The following is a 22671-nucleotide window of genomic DNA, read 5'->3' as shown; positions in this document are numbered from 1 at the left end:
AGAAATCGCAAATATTTTAAAGCGCAAATGGTAGCAAAAAATTGCCGATCTGCCTAAGCCTATTGTAGTTGAGCCGCTTTAAAAGCTGCATAAAAAAGACCAAACCTTCTGAGGAGAGAGATTTGGCCATCAAGAGGAAAGATTTAAGCTAAAAATGCTGAGATGATTAGACTAATTTAGAGATTATCCATCGTCATCAAGCTGGCATTGCCGCCTGCCGCTGCCGTATTGATACTGATGGCGCGTTCAATTACAAATCGCTCGACCGGAATATCATAGTTGCCCGAACTTAAATGGGTGATACCAATAATCGGACCTTTTCGGGCTGCAATGCGTTTCTGCAAATCAATCAGTTCAACAGTGTCACCATGATGCAGGACGGCATCAAATACATCTGTTTCAATATCCCGGACCACTTTAAATTGCTTGCTGACCGCAGCTGGCATCGTTGGTAAATATTTCAGAATAAAAGTATTGTCTGCCAGTACTGCAGGATGACTGCCAACCGATAAAATCGCCAGAATTTGCTGAATCTGGTCTTGCTCCGTCTGTGCCAAAGATAGAACACTTTCTCGTGGCAAGATGATGTACTGATTATCCTCACCAGTTGGGCCTTGAAGGCTAAAGCTTTGACCAGTCGCAATTTGCATGGGCGCTTTTAAAGATAAAGTTGGGAAAGTTTTAGCTACCCAGGCTTTAAACTCCTGAACAAGTTTATGTTCAACAAGTGCTGGCTCAGCTTGAGCTGCATAAGGCTGAGCCAGTTTTTTCTCGGATACTTGATGCATTAAACGATAGATATACAACGGGCCACCCGCTTTCGGGCCGGTGCCGGACAGACCTTCACCACCAAAAGGCTGGACGCCCACGACCGCACCAACGATATTGCGGTTAATATACAGGTTGCCGACTTCGGCCTGTGCAATCACGGTTTGCATGGTTTCATCAATACGCGTATGCAAGCCCATGGTCAGGCCATAGCCTTTACTGTTGATCTGCTCTAATAACTGTTCCAGTTCACCATATTTATAACTAATTAGATGCAGCACCGGACCAAATACTTCACGTTCTAGATCGTCCAGATTTGGCAGTTCAATCAGGGTCGGCGCAATGAATGTTCCTGGAGTTAATTCAGTCTGGTCTTGATTAAACATCAACTGATGAACTTTATGGCCTTTGCTGCGCATCTGCTTAATATGCTGTTGGATATTTTGCTGGGCTTCTGCATCAATCACCGGACCAATATCGGTTTTAAGCAAGACCGGATTGCCAACGCGTAACTGTTGCATGGCGCCTTTGAGCATATTACGAACAGCCTCCAGATTATCTTCCTGAACACAGAGGACACGCAAGGCAGAACAACGTTGACCCGCACTGTCATAGGCAGAGCTTACGACATCCAACACTACCTGTTCAGTTAGTGCAGATGAATCCACAATCATGGCATTTTGACCACCAGTTTCAGCAATCAGGGTGACGCTTTCTCCAAACTGGTTTATTCGTTCTGCCACGGTTTTTTGTAGAATTTGGGCGACCTCGGTGGAACCGGTAAACATGATGCCCTGAATACGTGGATCTGCACTGAGCTGTGCACCAATGGTTTCACCACGGCCCGGCAATAGCTGTAACACATCCTGCGGAATGCCGGCTTCCCATAAAATCTGTACGGCTTGTGCTGCAATGAGCGGTGTTTGTTCAGCCGGTTTGGCAATCACGGTATTGCCAGCGACCAGCGCTGCTGAAATCTGACCGGTAAAAATCGCCAGCGGGAAGTTCCATGGACTGATACATAGTACAGTACCTAAAGGCTGGATCTGTACATTGTCACTGAGATCCAAAACTTGAGCTGCATAGTAACGCAAGAAATCTACCGCCTCACGTACTTCGGCAATCGCATTGGCATAGGTTTTACCTGCTTCGCGAGAAAGAAGAACCATGAGCGGAAGCAAACGCTGTTCCATCAGTTCTGCGGCTTTATTCAGGCAGGCAGCACGCTCATTTTTTGGCAGATTGGCCCAGAAACTTTGTGCATTAACTGCTTGAGTGAGTGCAATTTCGGCCTGTTCAGAAGTTGCTTCATAGACTGTGCCGACCACATCCTGATGGTGTGCTGGATTGATCACTGGAACTGCATGGGGCGTATCCACGCTGCTAAATGCCGTTCCCATAGCAGCTGACTGAAATTGCGTATTTGCCAGACTGGATGCGACTTCATTTAAAATACTGAGTTCAGCATCATTGGCCAAATCGAGTCCTGAAGAGTTCAATCGTGCATCGGTATAAAGATCTTGCGGATAGGGAATCTGGGGATGCTTGGCACCCATCACGCCTTCTTGTTTTGATGTCTTTAAAATGGTTTGCTGTGGATTTTCAATCAAATCTTCAATTTTCAAGGTTTTGTCAGCAATACGATTGACGAAGGAGGTATTGGCACCATTTTCCAGTAAACGACGCACCAGATAAGCCAGCAAGGTTTCATGATTGCCGACGGGCGCATAGATCCGGCAGGGAACACCCAGTTTATTTTTCGATGGATCGCCCACGACATTTTCATACAGCGGTTCGCCCATGCCATGCAGACATTGAAACTCATATTGACCGGCATAATACTGCTCAGGTTGCGCCAGTTGATAGATCGTCGCTACCGTTTGTGCATTGTGTGTGGCAAATTGCGGGTAGATATAATCCGGTTCAGCCAAAAGCTTACGCGCACAGGCAATATAAGACAGATCGGTATGCACCTTACGGGTAAATACTGGATAATCCGACATTCCATCAATCTGGGCTTTTTTGATTTCGCTATCCCAATATGCGCCTTTGACCAGACGAATCATCAGGCGTTTCTGGCTGCGTTTCGCCAGATCAATGATGTAATCCACTACATAAAAGCAGCGTTTCTGATAGGCCTGAATCACAAAGCCAATGCCTTTCCAGTCCTGTAATTGTGGTTCAAAACACAGGCGTTCTAACAGTTCAAGTGAAATCTCAAGGCGATCACTTTCTTCAGCATCGATATTTAAACCAATATTGTATTGCTTGGCCAAGACCGCGAGTTTCAGTACTTTTGCATAGAGCTCATCATGCACGCGATCCATTTGCGAACGCTGATAACGGGGGTGCAGCGCAGAGAGTTTGATAGAAATTCCAGGCCCGTCATAAACATCTTTATCCTGTGATGCTTGACCAATAGCATGAATGGCTTGCTGATAATCCTGATAATAACGTTCAGCATCCGGATCGGTCAGTGCAGCTTCACCCAGCATGTCATAGGAATAGCGAAAGCCTTTTTCTTCCAGCGGCTCCGCATTTTTCAGGGCTTCATCAATGGTTTCACCCGTAACAAACTGCTCGCCCATCATGCGCATGGTAACATCGACGGCCTTACGGATAATCCCGCGACCACTGCGTGCCAAAAGACCGGTCAATAAGCTAGACAGGCTTTTTTGCTGTGGGGTTTCCATCAGCTTGCCGGTCAGCATCAGTCCCCAGGCTGCTGCATTCACAAACATCAATTGGCTCTGGCCCAAATGTTCTTTCCAGTTACCTTGATTGATTTTGTCACGGATCAGCAAGTCACGTGTGGCTTTGTCCGGAATCCGCAGCAAGGCTTCTGCCAGACACATTAGGGCAATGCCTTCCTGAGAGGATAAAGAAAATTCCTGCAATAAGCCTTGGACAATACCGGCTTTCCCAGTGGAACTTTTACGTTCACGTAAGGAATGTGCGAGATCAAAGGCAAGCGCCTGAATCTTGTCACTTATTTCGGAAGAAATTTCACTATGGGCCAATAACTCTTCGACGCATTCAGTTTCAGCACGACGCCATGCCGTATTAATACGTTCTTCGTATTGGTTTTTGTGTTTAAATTCAGCAATATAATTCGAGTGCTGGGCTGAATCTAAAATTGAATCTGGGCGGAGAGTGGTTGGCATAGTGACTTCCTGTACTGCGTCAATCAGTTCTTTGAGGTGAATGAGTTTTAATCTATAATCACAGAATATTTGACAAATATCTCACTATAGTTTTCTATTTTTTTAGAGAATAATTCTAATGCCAAGTCCTTATTTGAACCTTGACCGTATAGATATTCGTATACTGGGTTTATTGCAATCCGATGCCAAGCTGTCCAATATCAAACTGGCTGAACTGGTTAATCTATCGCCTACGGCAGCCTTGGCGCGTGTACAAAAGTTGACCCGGGAAGGTTTTATTCTGGGCTACGAAGCGCGCCTCAATCCAGTCATGTTGAATAATGGTTTTGTGGTCTTTGTTGAAATTTTACTGGATAAAACCACGCCGAATGTTTTAGATGAATTTTCCCATGCTGTGCGGCAGATTCCTGAAATTATCGAATGTCATATGATCAGTGGCGGTTTTGATTTCGTGGTGAAAATCCGCTGTGCCAATATGGATGAATTCCGCAAAATCTCTGGTCAGATCTTGTGGCAATTGCCCGGAATTAAAGAAACGCGCAGTTATCCGGTGATGGAAGTAATTAAAGAAAGTCAGCAGATCCATCTGAAAATGCCGGGAAAAGCCAAATAATTAGCAGTAAATTAAAATCAAAAAAGGGACTCGAAAGTCCCTTTAATTTATGCTGAAAAAAATATTTATTTTTTCATTTCCGCCATTTCTTTTTGATACTCGGCTTTAGCCATTTCAAAACGATGAACCACATCTTCGCTAGGTGCTTTATCCAGCAGGCTAACGATGATAATGCTGAGGGTCGCCAGAATAAAGCCCGGAATAATCTCATACAGACCGGTATCGCCCATATAATTTTTCCAGACAATTACAGTCACGGCACCAACAACCATACCCACAATTGCGCCGTTGAGGGTCATTCGTTTCCAGAAGAGAGACAGGATAATCAGTGGGCCAAATGCAGCACCAAAGCCGGCCCAGGCATAAGCCACTAGACCCAAAACCTTACTGTTCGGATTAATTGCCAGTGAAATCGCAACTAACGCGATCACTAAGACCATGCCGTGACCGACCCAGATCAGTTCTTTTTGTGAAGCATTTTTACGCAGGAAACTCTTATATAAATCTTCGGTCAGGGTGGTTGAACAGACTAGAAGCTGACAGCTTAAGGTACTCATGATTGCTGCCAGAATCGCAGCCAGAATGATTCCGGCAATCCAAGGATTAAATAGAATTTTGGTCAATTCCATAAATACCGTTTCAGGATTTTGATTGACCACCGAGGCCAATGCGGGATTGACACTGAAGTAAGCAATACCGATATAACCGGCAGCCACTGCACCGCCTAGGCATAGAATCATCCAGGTCATGCCAATGCGGCGTGCAGCAGGAATGGTTTTGACCGAATCCGCTGCCATAAAACGCACCAGAATATGCGGCTGGCCAAAATAACCCAAGCCCCAGGCCAGACTGGAAATAATCGCGGCGGTGCTTAAACCTTCAAGCATGCTGGAGGCATGTGGACGAGCTGATTCAACGATGACACTCACTTGCTGGCTGTTGTCGCCCAAGGCCAAGAAGGTAATGATCGGAGTCAGCAATAAGGCAAAAATCATCAAACCGGCCTGGAATGTATCTGTCCAGCTGATCGCCAAAAAGCCACCAATACAAACATAAAGAATCGTCGCCATCGCACCAATCACAAGCGCTGTGGTGTAATCCCAGCCAAACAGGCTTTCAAACAGTCGTGCACCTGCGACCATGCCTGAGGCACAATAAATCGCAAAAAACACCAGAATCACCAAGGCAGACAAGACCCGTAAAATACGTTTACGATCGGAAAAACGGCTGGTGAAATAATCCGGCAAGGTCAGGGCATTGTTCTGATATTCAGTATGGGCACGCAGTCGACCTGCTACGAGTAACCAGTTCAGCCATGCGCCGATAATCAAACCGATCGCAATCCAGGCTTCTGACAGGCCAGACAGGTAAATGGCTCCCGGAAGACCCATCAACAGCCAGCCACTCATATCCGATGCGCCCGCTGAAAGTGCAGTGACCACACTGCCCAGACTTCGTCCACCTAGAATATATTCGTCAAAATTGGAGGTGGCACGATAAGCATATAACCCGATTGCAATCATGGCGATAATATAAAACATGAAGGTAATCAGGGTGGGGGTTTAAATAAGTCATAGGCAGGTCATCCTGTAAATATGGAAATCATCGTCCAAGATGATTTTTTGTACTGAGATCGCAAGGAGGTGATTCAAGCATGGTTTAAAAATTACACTCTGTAACAATTACACAGCTTTTATGTATGTCTATTGTAAACATCGTAGTAATTCTCTGAAATTAAATCAGGAATAACTTGAGCGGATAAAAGGCAATACGATGTCAAATTCAGGGGGGAAGTGGAAATTTTGAATAAATAATTAAAATATTTAAATTTTAGCCAGTTGTTTACACAATATTACAAAATTCACATCCTTAGCGTATTGGTAATAAATCGTAGCAAATCTAGGTTAAAGTCTTCCTATTAGGCCTGTATTTGTTTGCTCATATTAATGTCACACCAAATACGGTGCATCGCCAAGAGTATTTTTTAGTGGACAATATGCTTCAAATCGAACCGACCCGCATTGAACGTGATTTATTGGGGGAAAAACAAATCCCGTTGCATAGCTATTATGGGATTCATACCTTACGTGCCATCGAAAATTTTAAGATTTCCGGATTGGCGGTAGGGCAACAAACGCATTTTATTCGTGCTTTGGCTCAAGTGAAAAAAGCTTCGGCACAGGCCAATCTGCATTTTCAGAAACTGTCCGAGCAGACCAGTACTGCCATTCAGAAAGCTTGTGATGAATTGATTCAGCATCCGGAAGCGTGGCAAGCGGCATTTCCACTCGATCCTTATCAGGGCGGTGCCGGAACCTCCATCAATATGAATGCCAATGAGGTGATTGCCAATATTGCCCTTGAAATGTCGGGCCATCAGAAAGGCAATTATCACATTCTGCATCCGAATGATCATGTGAATACCTCGCAATCAACCAATGATGTCTATCCAACGGCTTTGCGTCTGGCGACCTATAGCAGTCTAGATGAGTTATTGAGCGTGCTTAAAGCATTGATTGACTGTATCGACCATAAAGCTGCCGAATTTGAATATGTCATCAAGATGGGACGTACCCAGTTACAAGATGCAGTTCCGATGACCATGGAACAGGAATTCCGGGCATTTGCCACCTTATTAAAAGAAGACCTGAAGCTGATTGGGCAGATGCGACAGTTATTGCTAGAAGTCAATTTAGGCGCCACCGCCATTGGGACCGGGGTGAATACACCGCCGGGCTATGCCAAGCAGGTGGTAGAAACCTTGGCGCATCTGACTGGTCTGCCTTTAAAAGGAGCCACAGATTATGTCGAGGCGACCAGCGATTGTGGCGTCTTTATTATTTTGTCGAGCAGTTTAAAACGTCTGGCAGTGAAACTGTCCAAAATCTGTAATGACTTGCGCTTGCTCAGCTCGGGACCGCGTACAGGGTTAGCTGAAATCCGTTTGCCTGAGTTACAGGCAGGTTCTTCGATCATGCCGGCAAAAATCAATCCGGTAATTCCGGAAGTGGTCAATCAGATTGCCTTTCGGGTGATTGGTAACGACTTAACCATTACTATGGCTGCGGAAGCCGGACAGCTACAATTGAATGTCATGGAACCTGTGATTGCCGTGGCGATGAATGAATCAATTCAGTTATTGACCCAAGGCATGCAAACCCTGAATCAGAAATGTATTGCTGGTATTCAGGCCAATGAACAGATTTGCTTAAGTTCCGTCATGCGCAGTGTCGGGATTGTGACCTTGCTTGAACCGATATTGGGACATGCCAAATGCGATGAAATCGGCAAACAATGTATGCGGGAAAATAAAACTGTACCGCAAGTGGTGTTGGAGCTGGGCTTATTGAGTGAAGCGCAATTAGAAGAGATTTTTGCATTTGAAAATCTGGTGTCTGAAATCCCTTCAGCAGAGAATCAGCTCGAACAGGTTTCTTAACATACATATACCTATTAAATCGTCTGAAACAGCGAATCGCTGCTATTTTGATAATTTGCCTCAAGTTCAGGATGTGGATTTGAGGCATTTTCATCTAGACTAGAGCCTGAACTATATTTGGCTGGGTAAATGGCGATGTTTGATAAAATCAGTGCATTATTTAAAAGTAATAAACCGACTGCTGCACAGCTATATTTAGAAGAGCAGAATATCCAGTATGTAGAAGGGACTGGTTATATCGTCGATGGTATTCAACTCAATCAGGAATTGGGTGCACGATTAGAGTATTTGTCGAATCGCCGTTTAAAACAGTTTGATGATTTAAAAGCGTTATATGACACCGCGATGCTGATCAATGAAAAAATTGATCTGGAAATTGCCCATCAGCGTTTTAATGCAAGTTTGGGGAATACCGAAGAGAATCTGCTGCAATTTAAAATGATTCTTAAGAATTTAAATGATTATTATCGTAACTTTCTGCGCGATCAAAAATAAGCTGCAAAAGTGGCTTAAAATCGAAGTATATGGATGTGGCAAGACTGCATAAAAATAACAAAATATCCTGAGATCATCGTGCTAGTATAAGCCTCAGGTTATTTAGACTTTAAAGCTATATCCATGTTCCAGCAAGAAATTTCCCAACTCAATTTACCACAGCTCAAAGCAGGCGAGAAACGCTGGTTAGGCAATCTGCAAGGTTCCTCAACTGCATTATTGCTCAAGGAAATCGTGCAGCAGCAATCGCGCTTATTTATTGTGATTGCACGTAATAATCAGCATTTGGGTCAACTGGAAAGTGAACTGGAATTTTATGGGATTAAACCCACGATTTTTCCGGATTGGGAAATCTTGCCTTATGATCGTCTCTCCCCACATCAGGATATTGTCTCGGAACGTCTGGCAATCTTATCCAATATGCCCAAAACTGGTGTACTGTTGTTGTCCGCCTCAACTTTGGCACAACGTGTGGCGCCAACCTCATGGATTCTGGGTGAGCATTTCGATATTCATGTCGGTCAGAAATTTGATCTGGAACAACAAAAGAAAAAGTTGATTCAGGCCGGTTATCATCTGGTCGATACCGTCTATGATCCAGGTGAATTCGCGGTACGCGGCAGTATCATGGATATCTACGCATCGGGACAGGAAGCACCGATTCGGATTGACCTGTTTGATGATGAAATTGAAAGCCTGAAATTTTTCGATTCCGAAACTCAGCGTACCACGCAAAGTTTGCAGCAGTTTACCGTATTGCCCGCACAGGAATTTCCGCTTAAGGAAGGTCGTGCGACGTTCCGTGACCGCTATGCTGAATTTTTCCCGACCGCGAATCCGAAGAAAAATCCGATATACCAGGATGTGATGGATGGCATAGTCTCTCCTGGAATCGAGTTTTATTTGCCCTTGTTTTTTAGCGCTGAAGCAATGCAAGGTCAAAGTTCACTCATTTCATACTTACCTAAGAATGGCATTGTCATTACAGATAAGGCTTTGGAAGAAAGTCTCAGCCAGTTTTGGCAGGATGTTGTGCGCCGTTATGAAGATCGTCGCCACAATGTCGACCAACCGATCATGCCGCCTGAAAGCCTGTTTTTTCAGACCAATCAGGTGCTGGAGCAGCTGAACCAGTTTGCACGCATCATTGCCGCACAAACGCCTTTTGACCAAAAAGCTGGAGTATTGAATCTTGATACCCAGTTGCCACCACGTTTGCCCGTAGATCCGAAACGTGAAAAACCGTTTCATGAAGTTAAAAAATATATTGATCAGGCCAATCATCCGGTACTGCTGGTGGCTGAAAGTGCTGGACGCCGGGAAAGTCTTAAAGACGCCTTAAGGCCAAGTCTGGGTGATATTCCAACAGTTGAAAATTTTGATAGTTTTATTAAATCTCTGTATGCAATTGCCATTACCAATGCGCCTTTAGAGCGTGGTCTGGTATTGACTGATCGCATCAGCGTAATTTCTGAAAATCAACTGTATGAACATCGGGTAGTACAGCGCCGTAGAAAACGTCAGCAGGAAGTTTCGGAAGAGTTTCTGATTCGCAGCTTGACCGAGCTGACCATGGGCGCACCTGTGGTGCATATCGACTACGGCGTTGGACGTTATGCTGGTCTGGTCACCTTAAGTATTGATGATCAGGATCACGAATTTTTGCAGCTGGATTATGCGGATGCCGCCAAAGTGTATGTGCCGGTGACCAATCTGCATTTAATCAGCCGGTATAGTGGTGGTGATCCGGATCTGGCACCGTTGCATAAACTGGGTACGGATGCTTGGAATAAAGCCAAACGTAAAGCACTGGAACAGATTCACGATGTCGCGGCCGAATTGCTGCATATTCAGGCACGGCGTTCTTCTAAGCCTGGAATCAGTTTTGAAGTCGATCAAAGCCTGTATATGCAATTTGCCAGTGGCTTTGCCTATGAAGAAACACTGGATCAGGCCAATGCGATTGAAGCGACGTTGCATGACATGCAGCAGGCCAAGCCGATGGATCGACTGGTGTGTGGTGATGTGGGTTTCGGTAAGACAGAAGTCGCAATGCGTGCCGCATTTGTTGCAGTACAGAATAACCGGCAGGTGGCGATTCTGGTACCGACCACTTTGCTGGCACAGCAGCATTATGATTCATTCAAAGACCGCTTCGCCGACTGGCCAGTCCGGATTGAAGTGCTGTCACGTTTCGGTTCTTCCAAAGCACATACTAAGACCATTGACGACCTCATTGAAGGTAAAGTCGATATTGTGATTGGTACACATAAGATTTTGCAGGAAAATGTCCAGTTTAAGAATCTCGGTCTGATGATTGTCGATGAAGAGCATCGTTTCGGTGTGCGCGACAAGGAGCGAATCAAGGCCATGCGTGCCGATGTTGATATGCTGACACTGACTGCGACTCCAATTCCACGTACGCTGAATATGGCCTTTAGTGGCATGCGTGATCTGTCGATTATCGCCACACCGCCGGCACGCCGTCTTGCGGTGAAAACCTTTGTGCAGGAACATACCGATGACACCATTAAAGAAGCGATTCTGCGTGAATTGCTGCGCGGTGGTCAGGTTTATTTTCTGCATAATGAAGTTGATACAATCGATCGTGCCGCCGAGCATATCCGTAAACTGGTGCCGGAAGCGCGGGTGATTGTGGCCCACGGACAGATGCGTGAACGTGAACTGGAGCAGGTGATGCAGCAGTTCTATCACAAGGAATACAATGTTCTGGTATGTTCGACCATTATTGAAACCGGGATTGATGTTCCGAATGCCAACACCATTCTGCTTGAACGTGCCGACAAACTGGGCCTGGCGCAATTACATCAGCTACGCGGACGTGTAGGGCGCTCACATCATCAGGCTTATGCATATTTGATGGTACCGTCATTAAAAGCCTTAAAAGGTGATGCAGAAAAACGTCTGGATGCCATTCAGCGTGCTTCAACTTTGGGTGCCGGTTTTATGCTGGCAACTGAAGATCTGGAAATTCGCGGCGCAGGTGAATTACTCGGTGAACAGCAGAGTGGTTCGATGCAGGCGATTGGTTATAGCCTGTATATGGAAATGCTGGAAAAAGCCACCAAAGCCATTCAAAAAGGTAAAACGCCAAACTTCGACGCACCATTGTCATTGACTGCCGAAATTACCCTGCATATGCCAGCACTGATTCCGGATGAATATCTGGGTGATGTGCATCAACGTCTGTTGTTCTATAAACGCATCAGTAATACCGATACCCAGGAAAAGCTGGATAATATCCGGATGGAATTGATTGATCGTTTTGGTATACCGCCGCAACCGGTCAAACAGCTCTTTGCTGTACATCAGATTCGATTGAAAGCCGAGCAGCTTGGTATTACTAAAATTGATATCAGCAGTCAGGGTGGGCATATTGAATTTGCACCGGATACTCCGGTTCAAGCCATGACGATTATCCAGATGATGCAGAAACATCCGACCTATTTCCGGATGGATGGCGGTCAACGTCTAAAAGTCATGGTCATGCTGGAAGACTATCAAAAGCGGATTCAGTTTATACAGGATTTACTGGACAGTCTGCTTAAAGAATTGCACTGATTTTATTCGATTAAATCAGCCTGAAAATTCAGTTTGGATTTCATTTTCCAATGAAGTTTGCAGGAACAACAGGCTTGATTTTTTTAATGAATTGTTTACAGTAATTGTTGTGATGTGCTTCGCAACAAATCATGAGAATTTGTCTTTAAACACATTGCTTTCAATATTCAGCTTCAGTTGGATATGTTAGTATTAGCCATCATTCTAATTTTGCATCATTTATAAAGATATGTTTAGTTTGCATCCACAACTTGCTCAAGATACGTTTTTTGTAGGCGACTTTCCTTTGTCAACATGTCGTTTGATGAATGATATGCAATTTCCCTGGCTCATTCTGATTCCACGTGTGCCGGGTGTCTCTGAATTATATGAATTGAGTCAAGCTGACCAAGAGCAGTTTTTAAGAGAGTCAAGCTGGTTATCAAGCCAGCTGGCACGTGTTTTCCGTGCAGATAAAATGAATGTAGCAGCGCTGGGTAATATGGTGCCGCAATTGCATTTTCATCATGTAGTTCGTTATCAGAACGACGTTGCATGGCCGAAGCCTGTTTGGGGTACACCTGCTGTTCCTTATAGCAGTGAAGTATTGGCACACATGCGTCAAACCTTAATGCTGGCTTTACGTGGTCAGGGCGACATGCCATTTGACTGGCGCATGGACTAATCAGCCAAGGCATTCCGAGAACCATGAACAGTTGCGGACTTCAGGGAGTGAGTGAGTGCAATTAGACGACTGGATTCAAAAAGAACCCCATCAGTTTGAGTATTTCCATCGCATGATGGGATACATCATGCTGTCTGTGGTTCTGGTCGTCTTTCATTACACTGAACCAGATACCCAGTATCAGCTTTTTGTTCCATTTTTTTTGTTTCTGGTTTTGCTAATTACACCGAAACTATCTCGCTGGCTGATCTATCGTCATGATTATCACATCCGGCGTAATATTCTTTTCCTGATTGATGTCATTGTCATTTCGGTGGTTTTGGCGGCCGTGCATCTGGACTTGGTCTTGTCCTTGCTGGGTCTGGTCGCAGTGCTCTATACCGCGATCAGCAATAAAATTTCATTTATGATGGCATCTCTAGCCAGCCTGATCGGGATTACGCTTTTTTATCTGGCCAATATTCTGGTCTTTGGGTTTAATAATTATTTCGAACCGACCAGCAGTGAGTTGACCGTTTTAGGCTTTATCTGTCTGATTACCTATTTTGGTGTCGGAAGTTTTTATCAAAGTGGTCGTGTGCAATACATGACCCAGAAAAAAGACCATTATTTCGAACAGATGAACCGTTATATGGAATTTGCCAATCAGCTGAGTCGCTATGCGCCCGTGCAGTTATGGCAATCCATTATGAAAGGTGAATCTGAAGCCAAAATTGAATATAAACGTAAAAAGTTGACGATCTTTTTCTCTGATATTCAAGGCTTTACAGAGCTATCTGAAACTCTGATTCCAGATGATTTAGCATTCCTGTTGAATGACTATCTTCGGCATATGACCGAAATCGCTAAAAATTATGAAGCGACTGTCGATAAATTCATGGGTGATGCCATCCTGATTTTCTTTGGTGATCCGAACTCCGAAGGTGTGGAACAGGATGCTAAGAACTGTATGGAAATGGCATTGGCGATGCGTCAGCAAATGAAATTGCTGCGGGAACGCTGGATTAAAATGGGTTATCCGCCACTGCATATCCGCATGGGGATTTCAACCGGTTATTGCCACGTAGGGAATTATGGGGCTACGCATCGTATGGCTTATACCATTGTAGGACGTGATGCCAATCTGGCAGCGCGTTTGCAAAGTGCAGCGGAAGTCGATGAAATCCTGATTTCGGAAGATACTCATAATCTGATCAAAGATGATTATCTTTGTGCACCGAAAAAGCCGATATTCTTGAAAGGCATTAAAGCACCTGTAAGAACCTGGCAGGTCATGGAAAAATATGCGTCTCAGAAAGTCGAGTATCAGCGCTGGTTCGATTATGAATATAAGGGCTTTCATTTATTGCTGAATCTGGATGAAGTGCAAAACTTTGAATATCCTGAGCTGATTCATGTACTAGAAAAAATGATTAAACGCATTGAAACTCAGCAGAAAATGACCAATTCACAAGGTATTGTCAAATTGAAGCTTGAGGATGAAGTAATTGAACACATTTAAAGTTCATGTAAATTTACTTTAATTGTTTCTTATAAAGAGAAAAAACCACGCCTGAGCGTGGTTTTTTATTTTAGCCTGCAACGAAAATCTTAGTGATTTTCTGACGCATGGTTAATGGTGTATTTTGGAATTTCAATTTCCAGATCTTCATCGTCCAGTTTAACCTGACAAGAAAGACGTGAATCAGGTTCTAAACCCCAGGCACGATCGAGTAAGTCAGCTTCAACATCATCCATTTCTTCCAGGCTGTCAAAACCTTTGCGTACCACTACATGGCAGGTGGTACACGCTGCTGACATATCGCAAGCATGTTCGATTTTAATGCCATTTTTTAGCAGGCTTTCGCAAAGATTGGCATTTTGTTCGACTTCAAACTCAGCACCTTCGGGGCAAATCTGCGCATGTGGAAGAACTTTAATACGTGGCATAGTCGTTACCTTAAATTAGTTTGAGTTTGACCAGTCGTCGAGTTTAGTGCCCTTAAGAGCTGCATCAATATGTTGATTCATACGTGCTGCTGCAAAAGCATCACTATGTATTTTAAGCTGTTCAACGGCAGATTCAATCGCTTTGATATCTGAACCCTGAAGCTGAGTTTCAAGTTGTGCTTGCGCAGTTTGCAGTGCTGCACGTTGATCTTCAGTCAACAGACCGGCATCCGCTTTGAGTGCCTGAACCAGTGCTTCCAGCTCACGCTGTGCTTCCACTTTGGTTTCATTCAAATGACGAAGATTCTTATCTTCTTCAGCGAACTTATAACCGTCTAGCAACAGACGTTCAGTATCTTCACCCGATAAACCATAAGATGGTTTGATATCGATTTGAGCCGTCACGCCAGAGGTGGTTTCTTTGGCAGATACAGTCAGCAAGCCATCTGCATCGACCTGGAACGTCACTTCAATACGTGCCTGACCGGCAGTCATTGGTGGAATGCCATGCAGGACAAAACGCCCTAAACTACGGCAATGCTCAACCAGATCACGTTCACCTTGCACCACATGAATCAACATGGCAGTCTGGCCATCTTGATAAGTCGTAAATTCCTGACGACGAGCGACTGGAATCGCAGTATTACGCGAAATTAATCGTTCAACCAGTCCGCCCATGGTTTCAAGACCAAGAGACAGAGGCGTCACGTCTAATAGTAATGAGCCATCAGTTGAGTTGCCAATCAATTGGTTCGCAGTAATTGATGCGCCAATCGCAACCACTTCATCCGGGTTAATGGTGCAAAGCGGTTCTTGGTTGAACACTTCACGCACGGCTTTTTGTACCGCATAAGAACGAGTTGAGCCGCCGACTAAAACAACATTCTGAATGTCATCCAGTTCAAGCTTGGCATCACGCATCACACGCTTACATACGCTGATGGTCTTATCCAAAGCGACTTTAATGATCTCTTCAAATGTCGGACGGTCAAGCGTCAATACCTGATCAAGCAATTTGAGTTGAACTGAATCTGCATCCGACAAAGCTTCTTTGGCTTTACGTGCCGCAACCACAAAATGTGCATATTCTGCATCATTCAAAGTGTCAATATTCAGTTGTTTCTTGGCCCATTTCAGGATCAAACGATCCAGATCATCACCACCGAGAGCGGTATGGCCACCGGTTGCCAGAACTTCAAACACACCTTGAGAGAAACGCAGAATCGAAACGTCAAAGGTACCGCCACCCAAGTCATAGATCACATAGTTACGGTCTGTGCTTAGATTGCTTTCCTGATCCAGACCATAAGCAACAGCAGCAGCGGTTGGCTCATTCAACAAACGTAAAACATTCAAACCGGCAAGTTGAGCAGCATCACGGGTTGCCTGACGCTGTGCTTCATCGAAGTAAGCCGGAACAGTAATAACGGCACCATTGACCGGATTTTGCAGACTGGCTTCAGCGCGGTCTTTCAACTGCTTTAAAATTTCTGCAGAAATCTCAACCGGAGTCTTACGGCCTTGCGCGGTTTCAAAAGCCGGCATTTCATTCGCTTCACCAACCAACGCATAAGGGTGCTGGAATTTGATGTCAGCTTTCGAACGACCCATAAAACGTTTTACAGAAACGATGGTGTTTTTAGGGTCAGAAGTAATGAAAGGCGCAGCTTCATTGCCGTATTGAGTCTGTTGTTCTGCATAATGCACGATAGAAGGAAGTAGCACACGACCTTGTTCGTCATTAAGTACTTTGGCTTTACCTGAAAGAACCGTGGCAACCAAAGAGTGGGTGGTGCCTAAATCGATACCAATCGCAATGCGGTGTTCATGTGGTGCACTTGATTGACCTGGTTCTGCAATTTGCAAGAGAGCCATAGTGTTACATCCTTTGCACGTTAAATATTAAATACTAAAAATTAGAAATCATCATCAAGATCAAACCTGTCATCGTCCAGGAAGCGGTCTTCCGCTTTGTCGATATCGGCCATGACTTTAACGAAGAAGCGTAGTTTGCGCACTGTATCGCGTGCTTCGGCCCAATCTTCATCCGCATAATCAATTTTGAACTCGCGAACTAAGCCTTCAATCCATTGCTGGACTTCGACTTTTAGTGAAGTTAAATCTTCAGCAGAAGTTGCATCGTCAAGTTGTTCACGAATTTCCAGAGCGTCCTGCAAGAATTCAAAATCACTGATCGACTGATCTAAGTGATAATCCTGTTTCTTGAGAGACAGTAAATACGCTGCACGGCTATCGACCGCTGACAAGGCTTTAAATGCCTGATTGATATCACTTGATTTAATCAGAGCCTGATCTTTGTCTTCAGCTTTATCTGGGTGATATTGTTGCTGCAACTTTAAAAATTCAGTCTTTAAAGCCGCCAAATCAATATCGAGTGCTACAGGAAGGTTGAACAACTCAAAATGATTCATGGGAGATGGGATCCGCGATTAATGTGCAAAAATAACTGCATAAATGCAATTAAAACAGTGTGAAACACACTGTTTTAATGTCAAAAGAGAATAACTGCCGGGTTTATACAGTGAAGGATTCACCACAACCGCATTCGCCTTTTTTGTTGGGGTTGTTAAATTCGAAGCCTTCGTTCAAGCCGTTTTTAACATAGTCCATCTCCATACCTTCAAGATAAACCAGACTTTTCGGGTCAACGAATACTTTAACCCCAAACTGCTCAAAGGCTTGGTCATGTGCATCGACTTCATCGACGAACTCGAGCACATAGGCCAGACCAGAACAGCCTGAAGTTTTCACACCAACGCGAATGCCTTCACCCTTACCGCGATTTTTTAAATAATTGCTGATATGAGTTGCAGCATTTTCAGTTAAATGGATCATGAAAACTCCGTTAAAATTTCAAAACGTGGAACAATTAAGCTTTAACTTTCTTGCTACGGTAGTCTTCTACAGCTGCTTTGATTGCATCTTCAGCAAGAACAGAGCAGTGTACTTTTACTGGTGGAAGTGCAAGTTCAGTTGCAATATCAATGTTCTTGATTGCTTGAGCTTGATCTAAAGTTTTGCCTTTGAGCCATTCGGTCACAAGTGAACTTGATGCAATGGCAGAACCACAACCATAAGTTTTAAAACGTGCTTCTTCAATCACGCCTTCGTCGTTTACCTGAATCTGTAAACGCATCACGTCACCACATGCTGGCGCACCAACCATACCAGTACCAACGTTTTCAGCATTTTTATCTAAAACGCCAACATTACGAGGGTTTTCGTAATGATCAATTACTTTTTCGCTATAAGCCATGTTGCTTCTCCAAACCTCGGGGTCAGCCTTAGTATTAAATATGGGGGTAAAAAAACTTTTCTCAATGAGATAGCAACGGATTTGTCACTATCTCAGAATGAAAATTAGTGCTCAGCCCACTCAACTTTAGAAAGGTCAATACCTTCCTTATACATATCCCAAAGCGGAGAAAGTTCACGTAACTTCTCAACAGCAGCTTTAGTGATAGTCAATACGTGATCGATATCTTCTTCAGTGGTGTATTTACCGAAGCTGAAGCGGATCGAACTGTGTGCAAGTTCGTCTGAAAGACCCAATGCACGAAGTACATAAGATGGTTCAAGTGTTGCAGATGTACATGCCGAACCTGAAGATACCGCAGCATCTTTCAATGCCATCATCAATGATTCGCCTTCAACGAAGTTGAAGCTAATATTCAGGTAGTTCGCTACGTTTTGTGTTGGATGGCCGTTCAGGAACACTTGTTCAAGACCTTGTAAACCATTCCACAGCTTGTCGCGAAGTACACGTAAACGAGTCTGTTCAGCTTCCAGGTTTTTGCCTGCAAGTTCAAAGGCTTCACCCATACCTACAATCTGGTGAGTCGCAAGGGTACCTGAACGCATACCGCGTTCATGACCGCCACCGTGCATTTCAGCTTTAAGGCGTACACGTGGGCTACGACGTACAAACAGTGCGCCAATACCTTTAGGGCCATAGATCTTGTGCGCAGAGAAGCTCATCAAGTCTACTTTTAAAGTTGAAAGATCAATTTCAACTTTACCTGCCGCCTGAGCTGCATCGACATGGAAGAAAATCTTGTTAGCGCGAGTGATTTCACCAATCGCTGCAATATCAGTCACAGTACCGATTTCATTGTTTACCATCATCAGGGAAACAAGAATCGTGTCTGGACGAATCGCTGCTTGTACCATTTCTGGAGTAATTAAACCAGTTTGAGGTTGCGGCTCAATATAGGTAATTTCAAAACCTTCTGACTCAAGTTCACGACAGGTATCTAAAACTGCCTTATGTTCGATTTTAGAGGTAACGATATGTTTACCTTTAGATGCATAGAAATGAGCCACACCTTTAAGCGCAAGGTTGTCTGACTCGGTTGCACCTGAAGTCCATACGATTTCACGTGGATCAGCTTTAATTAAATTCGCAACTTGTTCACGTGCATATTCAACTTTTTCTTCTGCTTGCCAACCATACGCGTGTGAACGAGATGCCGCATTACCAAAGGTACCATCGAATGTTAAGCATTCCATCATACGTTCAGCAACCTGAGGATCTACAGGAGTTGTAGCTGCATAATCAAGATAAATCGGACGTTTCATGTCAAATACCTGTAACCGATAAAAGGGCTGAATCTAAAGGTGCTGATTTTTGGCGTAATGACACAGTCTGGACGTTGTCACGTGCAACCAGATCAGCAAGCGAGATTTTTTCTAAATAATCGGCGATGTGATGGGAGAGTTCCTGCCATAAATCATGAGTCAAGCACATCGCACCATTCTGGCAGTTGCCTTTATGGTCACAGCGAGTCGCATCAACTGTTTCGTTTACAGCTTCAATAATTGCTAACACAGTAATTTCATCTGCATTACGTGCTAAATGGTAACCACCATTTGCGCCACGAACACTAGAAACTAAACCATGACGCTTGAGCTTCGCAAATAACTGCTCAAGATAAGCAACAGAAATAGTTTGACGTGCTGCAATTTCAGCGAGCGTTATCGTTTTTTCAGAAGGCTGCAAAGCTAGATCAAGTAGAGCAGTCACAGCGTAGCGACCGCGAGTGGTTAGGCGCATGATTCGATACACATGGTTAGACTAGATGTGTAGATTTTATGAATCCCGACTAAATTAGTCAAGTTATTTTTAGTAGACCTTAGTGGGATTTAATTTTTGGAGAATGAAAGATTTACATGCTCAGCCAATTATACACTAATAACGTAATCAAAAGTACGCTGCTTAAGCCAAAAATGATGTTAATGCGCTTTTGACGGCGTTCAATCCGTTTCAGGCGGTTTTTATACTGTTTGACTTCCACTTGCAGGGTATTGATCTTGGAACGCTGCTCTTCAATTTTCTTTAGCAGTGGCGCAATACGCTTTTTAGAAGCAATAATTTCCGCTTCATCCGTCGGCGCATCAGACAGCCAGTGTTTCCAGTCGGCTAATACTTTAGGTAAACTGAATACGGTTAACAGATCACGAAACTCATCTTTTAAAACCTGATGACCATCAATACGCATGCTACGAATGCTACGACGATTGCCAAAAATGAAAATTTTAATCAGATCGGGAAGTGTAGTGCGCACATCCAGGTCGACAATGCGGCCCGGTGCTTTGTGGTCAAATAATAGTCCATTGGGGGTGAATTGCACATAAAAGTCGAAATATGGAATATAGCTATTGATTTTAATCGAGATGTTTTCATCTACAAACTTTTTGGCCTGTAATGCAACGACACGATCATGCTTGAGAATGAAAGTAAATATTGTCTCTAAAACAATTAACGTCATCGTAAGCAACAAATGCGGTTGATTTTGACTTTGTTGCGATTCGCTCATATACAACCAATCCTTACCTGAAATATAAAGTGAAAAAGCTTCCTGCTTGTGAAGAGATTTCAGGGTTAAATCAAATTAGACTTGAAATAAATTGCTTTGTAGAACAGTTTATCAAATCTATCAAGTACTAAATTTGCTATTATGCAGTGGTTTTGTAGAATAATTTATAATAATTGCGCAGAAAACAAACAGGAGCCGTGCACATGGACAAGTCAAAAACAGCACAAGACTCAGCTGAAGCTTCGAATGAGAAAATACTGAAACCCAAGTCTAAATCTGCCTCGGAGCGCAAATCGGTTCTTGATTTTCGTAAATACACCAAACAGATCTGGTTGGCTGGACTCGGGGCTTTTTCACGTGCAGAAGAAGAAGGCAATAAACTGTTTGACTCGCTGGTCAAGGTCGGGGAAGAACTTGAATCTAAAACTGCAGATATTGCCGATCAAACTGTAGAAAAGGTTTCGGAAAAAGCCAAAGAGTCGGTCACAGACACCAAAGACAAAGTGGAAAAATTAATCGACAACTCTGTTCATCACTCATTGAATCGTATAGGATTAGTCACACTGAAGGATGTACAGTATTTGGAACGTTTAATCCTTCAGTTGCATGCCAAGGTTGATCAGTTGACTGCGGAACAAGAAAAAATGAAAGAAGAATTGTCGAAAAAACTTAAATAAAATGACTTTATTTATTATTCAATGTTTTTTTCGCATATTTTTTGAAAAAAAAGAGGTTCTTAAGTATTGCGTTTATACCTAAAGCATTGCTATAAAGGCGTTATGGCATGTTAAACCAATTCTTGAACCTTAAATAAACGATATTAAGAGGACGTAATCTTCATGAATAAATCAGAATTAATTGATGCAATTGCAGAAAAAGGGGGATTATCTAAGGCTGACGCAGGTAAAGCTTTAGATGCTACAATTGCTTCTGTTACTGAAGCTTTAAAATCGGGTGATACAGTAACTTTAGTGGGTTTTGGTACTTTCGGTGTGAAAGAACGCGCTGCACGTACTGGCCGTAACCCACAAACTGGTGCTACTCTTGAGATCAAAGCAAGCAAAGTACCTAGCTTCAAAGCAGGTAAAGGCTTAAAAGACGCTGTAGCTTAAGCTTACCCAGCGACGAAACGCGCCTTCTTTGGCGCGTTTTTTATTGATAAATTTAATTGTGATGATTAACACATTCATTCAATGGGTATTTTCGGTTAAAATCCTTTGCAAATAAAATATTGGAATACTTATGGAAGCTTTTCGTAAAGTTATTAAGGGTTGGTTGGGCAAAGTCTTGCTCGTTCTGTTTTTGACCCCGTTAGCACTTGTAGGTATTGAAGGATATTTTAGCAGCGGAAACTCTGATGCGGCAAAATCAGTGAACGGGACTGAAATATCTCAAAAAGAATTAGAGTCACTGACCAAATCATTTAAAGAACAATATCTCAGTTATGCCAATGGGGATGAAACTTTACTGAATCAAAGCTTCATTGACCAAAAAGCCATGGATACTCTGGTTGCACGTACTTTATTGCTGCAACAGGCTGAAGAATTAGGGATCAGTCTGAGTGACCAGCAAATTGAACAGATGATTGCTCAGCAGCCTACTTTCCAGCAAGATGGAAAGTTCTCGAATGCTTTATATGAAAATTATCTAAAATCAATTGGCATGACCAATCGCGCTTTGATTGAAAGTTTACGTAAAGATCATGCGCTGAAGATGCTGTCATCGACTTTCCTGGATTATCCATTGGTAAGCCCAGTCGAAATGCAGCAGATTGCTGATTTACAAACTGAACAACGTCATATTCATATTTCCAGCATTAATCTGGACAGCTATAAAAAAGATGTCAAAGTGACGGATGCAGATATTGCTGCCTATTATGAAAAACACAAAACGCTATTCAAACAGCCGACCAGCGTAGATGTCGACTATGTGGTGTTAAAGCCAAGCGATATTCAGGTGCAGAGTTTGGCGGTTACCGATGCTGAACTTCAAGAAGCGTACACGGCTTTTGTCGCGACACAAAAACAGGCAGTTAAACCAGATGTGAAGCATATTTTAATTACGGCGGACAGTCGTAGTGATGCTGAAGGGCTTTGTTGCACAAACCTAGCCTATAAGGTTTATTCAGTCCTATAATTTCAAAATGAATAAACCTACTCCTAAAACTTATCGTACAACCA

18 protein-coding genes and 1 pseudogene are annotated in these 22671 nt (G+C 43.5%); 9 read left to right on the top strand and 10 right to left on the bottom strand.

Going from position 1 to position 22671, the window contains the following annotated elements:
• Nucleotides 1-176 precede the first annotated feature (176 nt).
• Nucleotides 177-3932 carry a trifunctional transcriptional regulator/proline dehydrogenase/L-glutamate gamma-semialdehyde dehydrogenase gene (putA, locus tag NI465_RS06155; protein ID WP_253144646.1) on the bottom strand — a complete coding sequence of 1252 codons (3756 nt, stop codon included), beginning with the start codon at nt 3930-3932 and terminating at the stop codon, nt 177-179.
• Nucleotides 3933-4050: 118 nt separating this feature from the next.
• Here putA and NI465_RS06150 point away from each other — a divergent pair, with 118 nt between their 5' ends.
• A complete protein-coding gene (locus NI465_RS06150) occupies nt 4051-4545 on the top strand; it encodes an Lrp/AsnC ligand binding domain-containing protein (RefSeq protein WP_071852322.1) in 495 nt (164 codons plus the stop codon).
• 65 nt (nt 4546-4610) lie between these two features.
• Here the strand turns inward: NI465_RS06150 and putP are convergent, their stop codons facing one another.
• Nucleotides 4611-6086 (bottom strand): sodium/proline symporter PutP, encoded by a 1476-nt coding sequence (gene putP, locus NI465_RS06145; protein ID WP_253144645.1) that lies wholly within the window; start codon nt 6084-6086, stop codon nt 4611-4613.
• Between the two features lie 455 nt (nt 6087-6541).
• Here putP and aspA point away from each other — a divergent pair, with 455 nt between their 5' ends.
• From aspA to NI465_RS06120, 5 genes are all read left to right on the top strand, one after another.
• Entirely contained in the window at nt 6542-7984 is a 1443-nt protein-coding gene (gene aspA / locus NI465_RS06140) for an aspartate ammonia-lyase (protein WP_071851041.1), read from the top strand.
• Nucleotides 7985-8113: 129 nt separating this feature from the next.
• Nucleotides 8114-8479: a hypothetical protein gene (locus NI465_RS06135; RefSeq protein ID WP_180087287.1), complete on the top strand. Its 366-nt coding sequence runs from the start codon at nt 8114-8116 to the stop codon at nt 8477-8479.
• Nucleotides 8480-8602: 123 nt separating this feature from the next.
• Nucleotides 8603-12061, top strand: a complete 3459-nt coding sequence (gene mfd / locus NI465_RS06130; RefSeq protein ID WP_253144644.1) for a transcription-repair coupling factor — start codon at nt 8603-8605, stop codon at nt 12059-12061.
• Nucleotides 12062-12290: 229 nt separating this feature from the next.
• Complete coding sequence (locus tag NI465_RS06125) at nt 12291-12725, top strand: HIT domain-containing protein (protein WP_004646760.1); 435 nt, start codon at nt 12291-12293, stop codon at nt 12723-12725.
• A 55-nt stretch (nt 12726-12780) separates the two neighbouring features.
• Nucleotides 12781-14226 carry an adenylate/guanylate cyclase domain-containing protein gene (locus NI465_RS06120; protein WP_180038714.1) on the top strand — a complete coding sequence of 482 codons (1446 nt, stop codon included), beginning with the start codon at nt 12781-12783 and terminating at the stop codon, nt 14224-14226.
• A gap of 89 nt (nt 14227-14315) precedes the next feature.
• Here the strand turns inward: NI465_RS06120 and fdx are convergent, their stop codons facing one another.
• From fdx to NI465_RS06080, 8 genes are all read right to left on the bottom strand, one after another.
• Complete coding sequence (gene fdx, locus NI465_RS06115) at nt 14316-14654, bottom strand: ISC system 2Fe-2S type ferredoxin (RefSeq protein ID WP_004279821.1); 339 nt, start codon at nt 14652-14654, stop codon at nt 14316-14318.
• Nucleotides 14655-14669: 15 nt separating this feature from the next.
• Complete coding sequence (gene hscA, locus NI465_RS06110; protein ID WP_180087289.1) at nt 14670-16529, bottom strand: Fe-S protein assembly chaperone HscA; 1860 nt, start codon at nt 16527-16529, stop codon at nt 14670-14672.
• Nucleotides 16530-16570: 41 nt separating this feature from the next.
• Nucleotides 16571-17086, bottom strand: a complete 516-nt coding sequence (gene hscB, locus NI465_RS06105) for a Fe-S protein assembly co-chaperone HscB (protein ID WP_180087290.1) — start codon at nt 17084-17086, stop codon at nt 16571-16573.
• Between the two features lie 103 nt (nt 17087-17189).
• On the bottom strand, nt 17190-17510 hold the full coding sequence (iscA, locus tag NI465_RS06100) for an iron-sulfur cluster assembly protein IscA (RefSeq protein WP_005107159.1): 321 nt from the start codon (nt 17508-17510) through the stop codon (nt 17190-17192).
• Nucleotides 17511-17544: 34 nt separating this feature from the next.
• Nucleotides 17545-17931: a Fe-S cluster assembly scaffold IscU gene (gene iscU / locus NI465_RS06095; protein WP_004279815.1), complete on the bottom strand. Its 387-nt coding sequence runs from the start codon at nt 17929-17931 to the stop codon at nt 17545-17547.
• Nucleotides 17932-18035: 104 nt separating this feature from the next.
• Nucleotides 18036-19253 carry an IscS subfamily cysteine desulfurase gene (locus NI465_RS06090; protein WP_180087291.1) on the bottom strand — a complete coding sequence of 406 codons (1218 nt, stop codon included), beginning with the start codon at nt 19251-19253 and terminating at the stop codon, nt 18036-18038.
• Nucleotide 19254: 1 nt separating this feature from the next.
• Nucleotides 19255-19728, bottom strand: coding sequence for an Rrf2 family transcriptional regulator (locus NI465_RS06085; RefSeq protein ID WP_004279811.1), 474 nt, complete (start codon nt 19726-19728; stop codon nt 19255-19257).
• A gap of 112 nt (nt 19729-19840) precedes the next feature.
• A complete protein-coding gene (locus NI465_RS06080) occupies nt 19841-20491 on the bottom strand; it encodes a hypothetical protein (RefSeq protein WP_005107155.1) in 651 nt (216 codons plus the stop codon).
• A 203-nt stretch (nt 20492-20694) separates the two neighbouring features.
• Between NI465_RS06080 and NI465_RS06075 the strand changes: the two genes are divergently transcribed.
• The 3 genes and pseudogenes from NI465_RS06075 to NI465_RS06065 all read left to right on the top strand — a co-directional run.
• A complete protein-coding gene (locus tag NI465_RS06075) occupies nt 20695-21168 on the top strand; it encodes a phasin family protein (protein WP_180087293.1) in 474 nt (157 codons plus the stop codon).
• Nucleotides 21169-21330: 162 nt separating this feature from the next.
• Nucleotides 21331-21603, top strand: coding sequence for an HU family DNA-binding protein (locus NI465_RS06070; protein WP_004279807.1), 273 nt, complete (start codon nt 21331-21333; stop codon nt 21601-21603).
• Nucleotides 21604-21733: 130 nt separating this feature from the next.
• Nucleotides 21734-22579 (top strand): annotated as a pseudogene (locus NI465_RS06065) (peptidylprolyl isomerase); the annotation flags it as partial.
• Nucleotides 22580-22671: the final 92 nt, after the last annotated feature.

Origin of the sequence: Acinetobacter lwoffii, assembly GCF_024129855.1 — a bacterium.
Lineage (GTDB): Bacteria > Pseudomonadota > Gammaproteobacteria > Pseudomonadales > Moraxellaceae > Acinetobacter > Acinetobacter lwoffii_L.
This window is presented reverse-complemented; position numbering and strand designations above follow the sequence as displayed.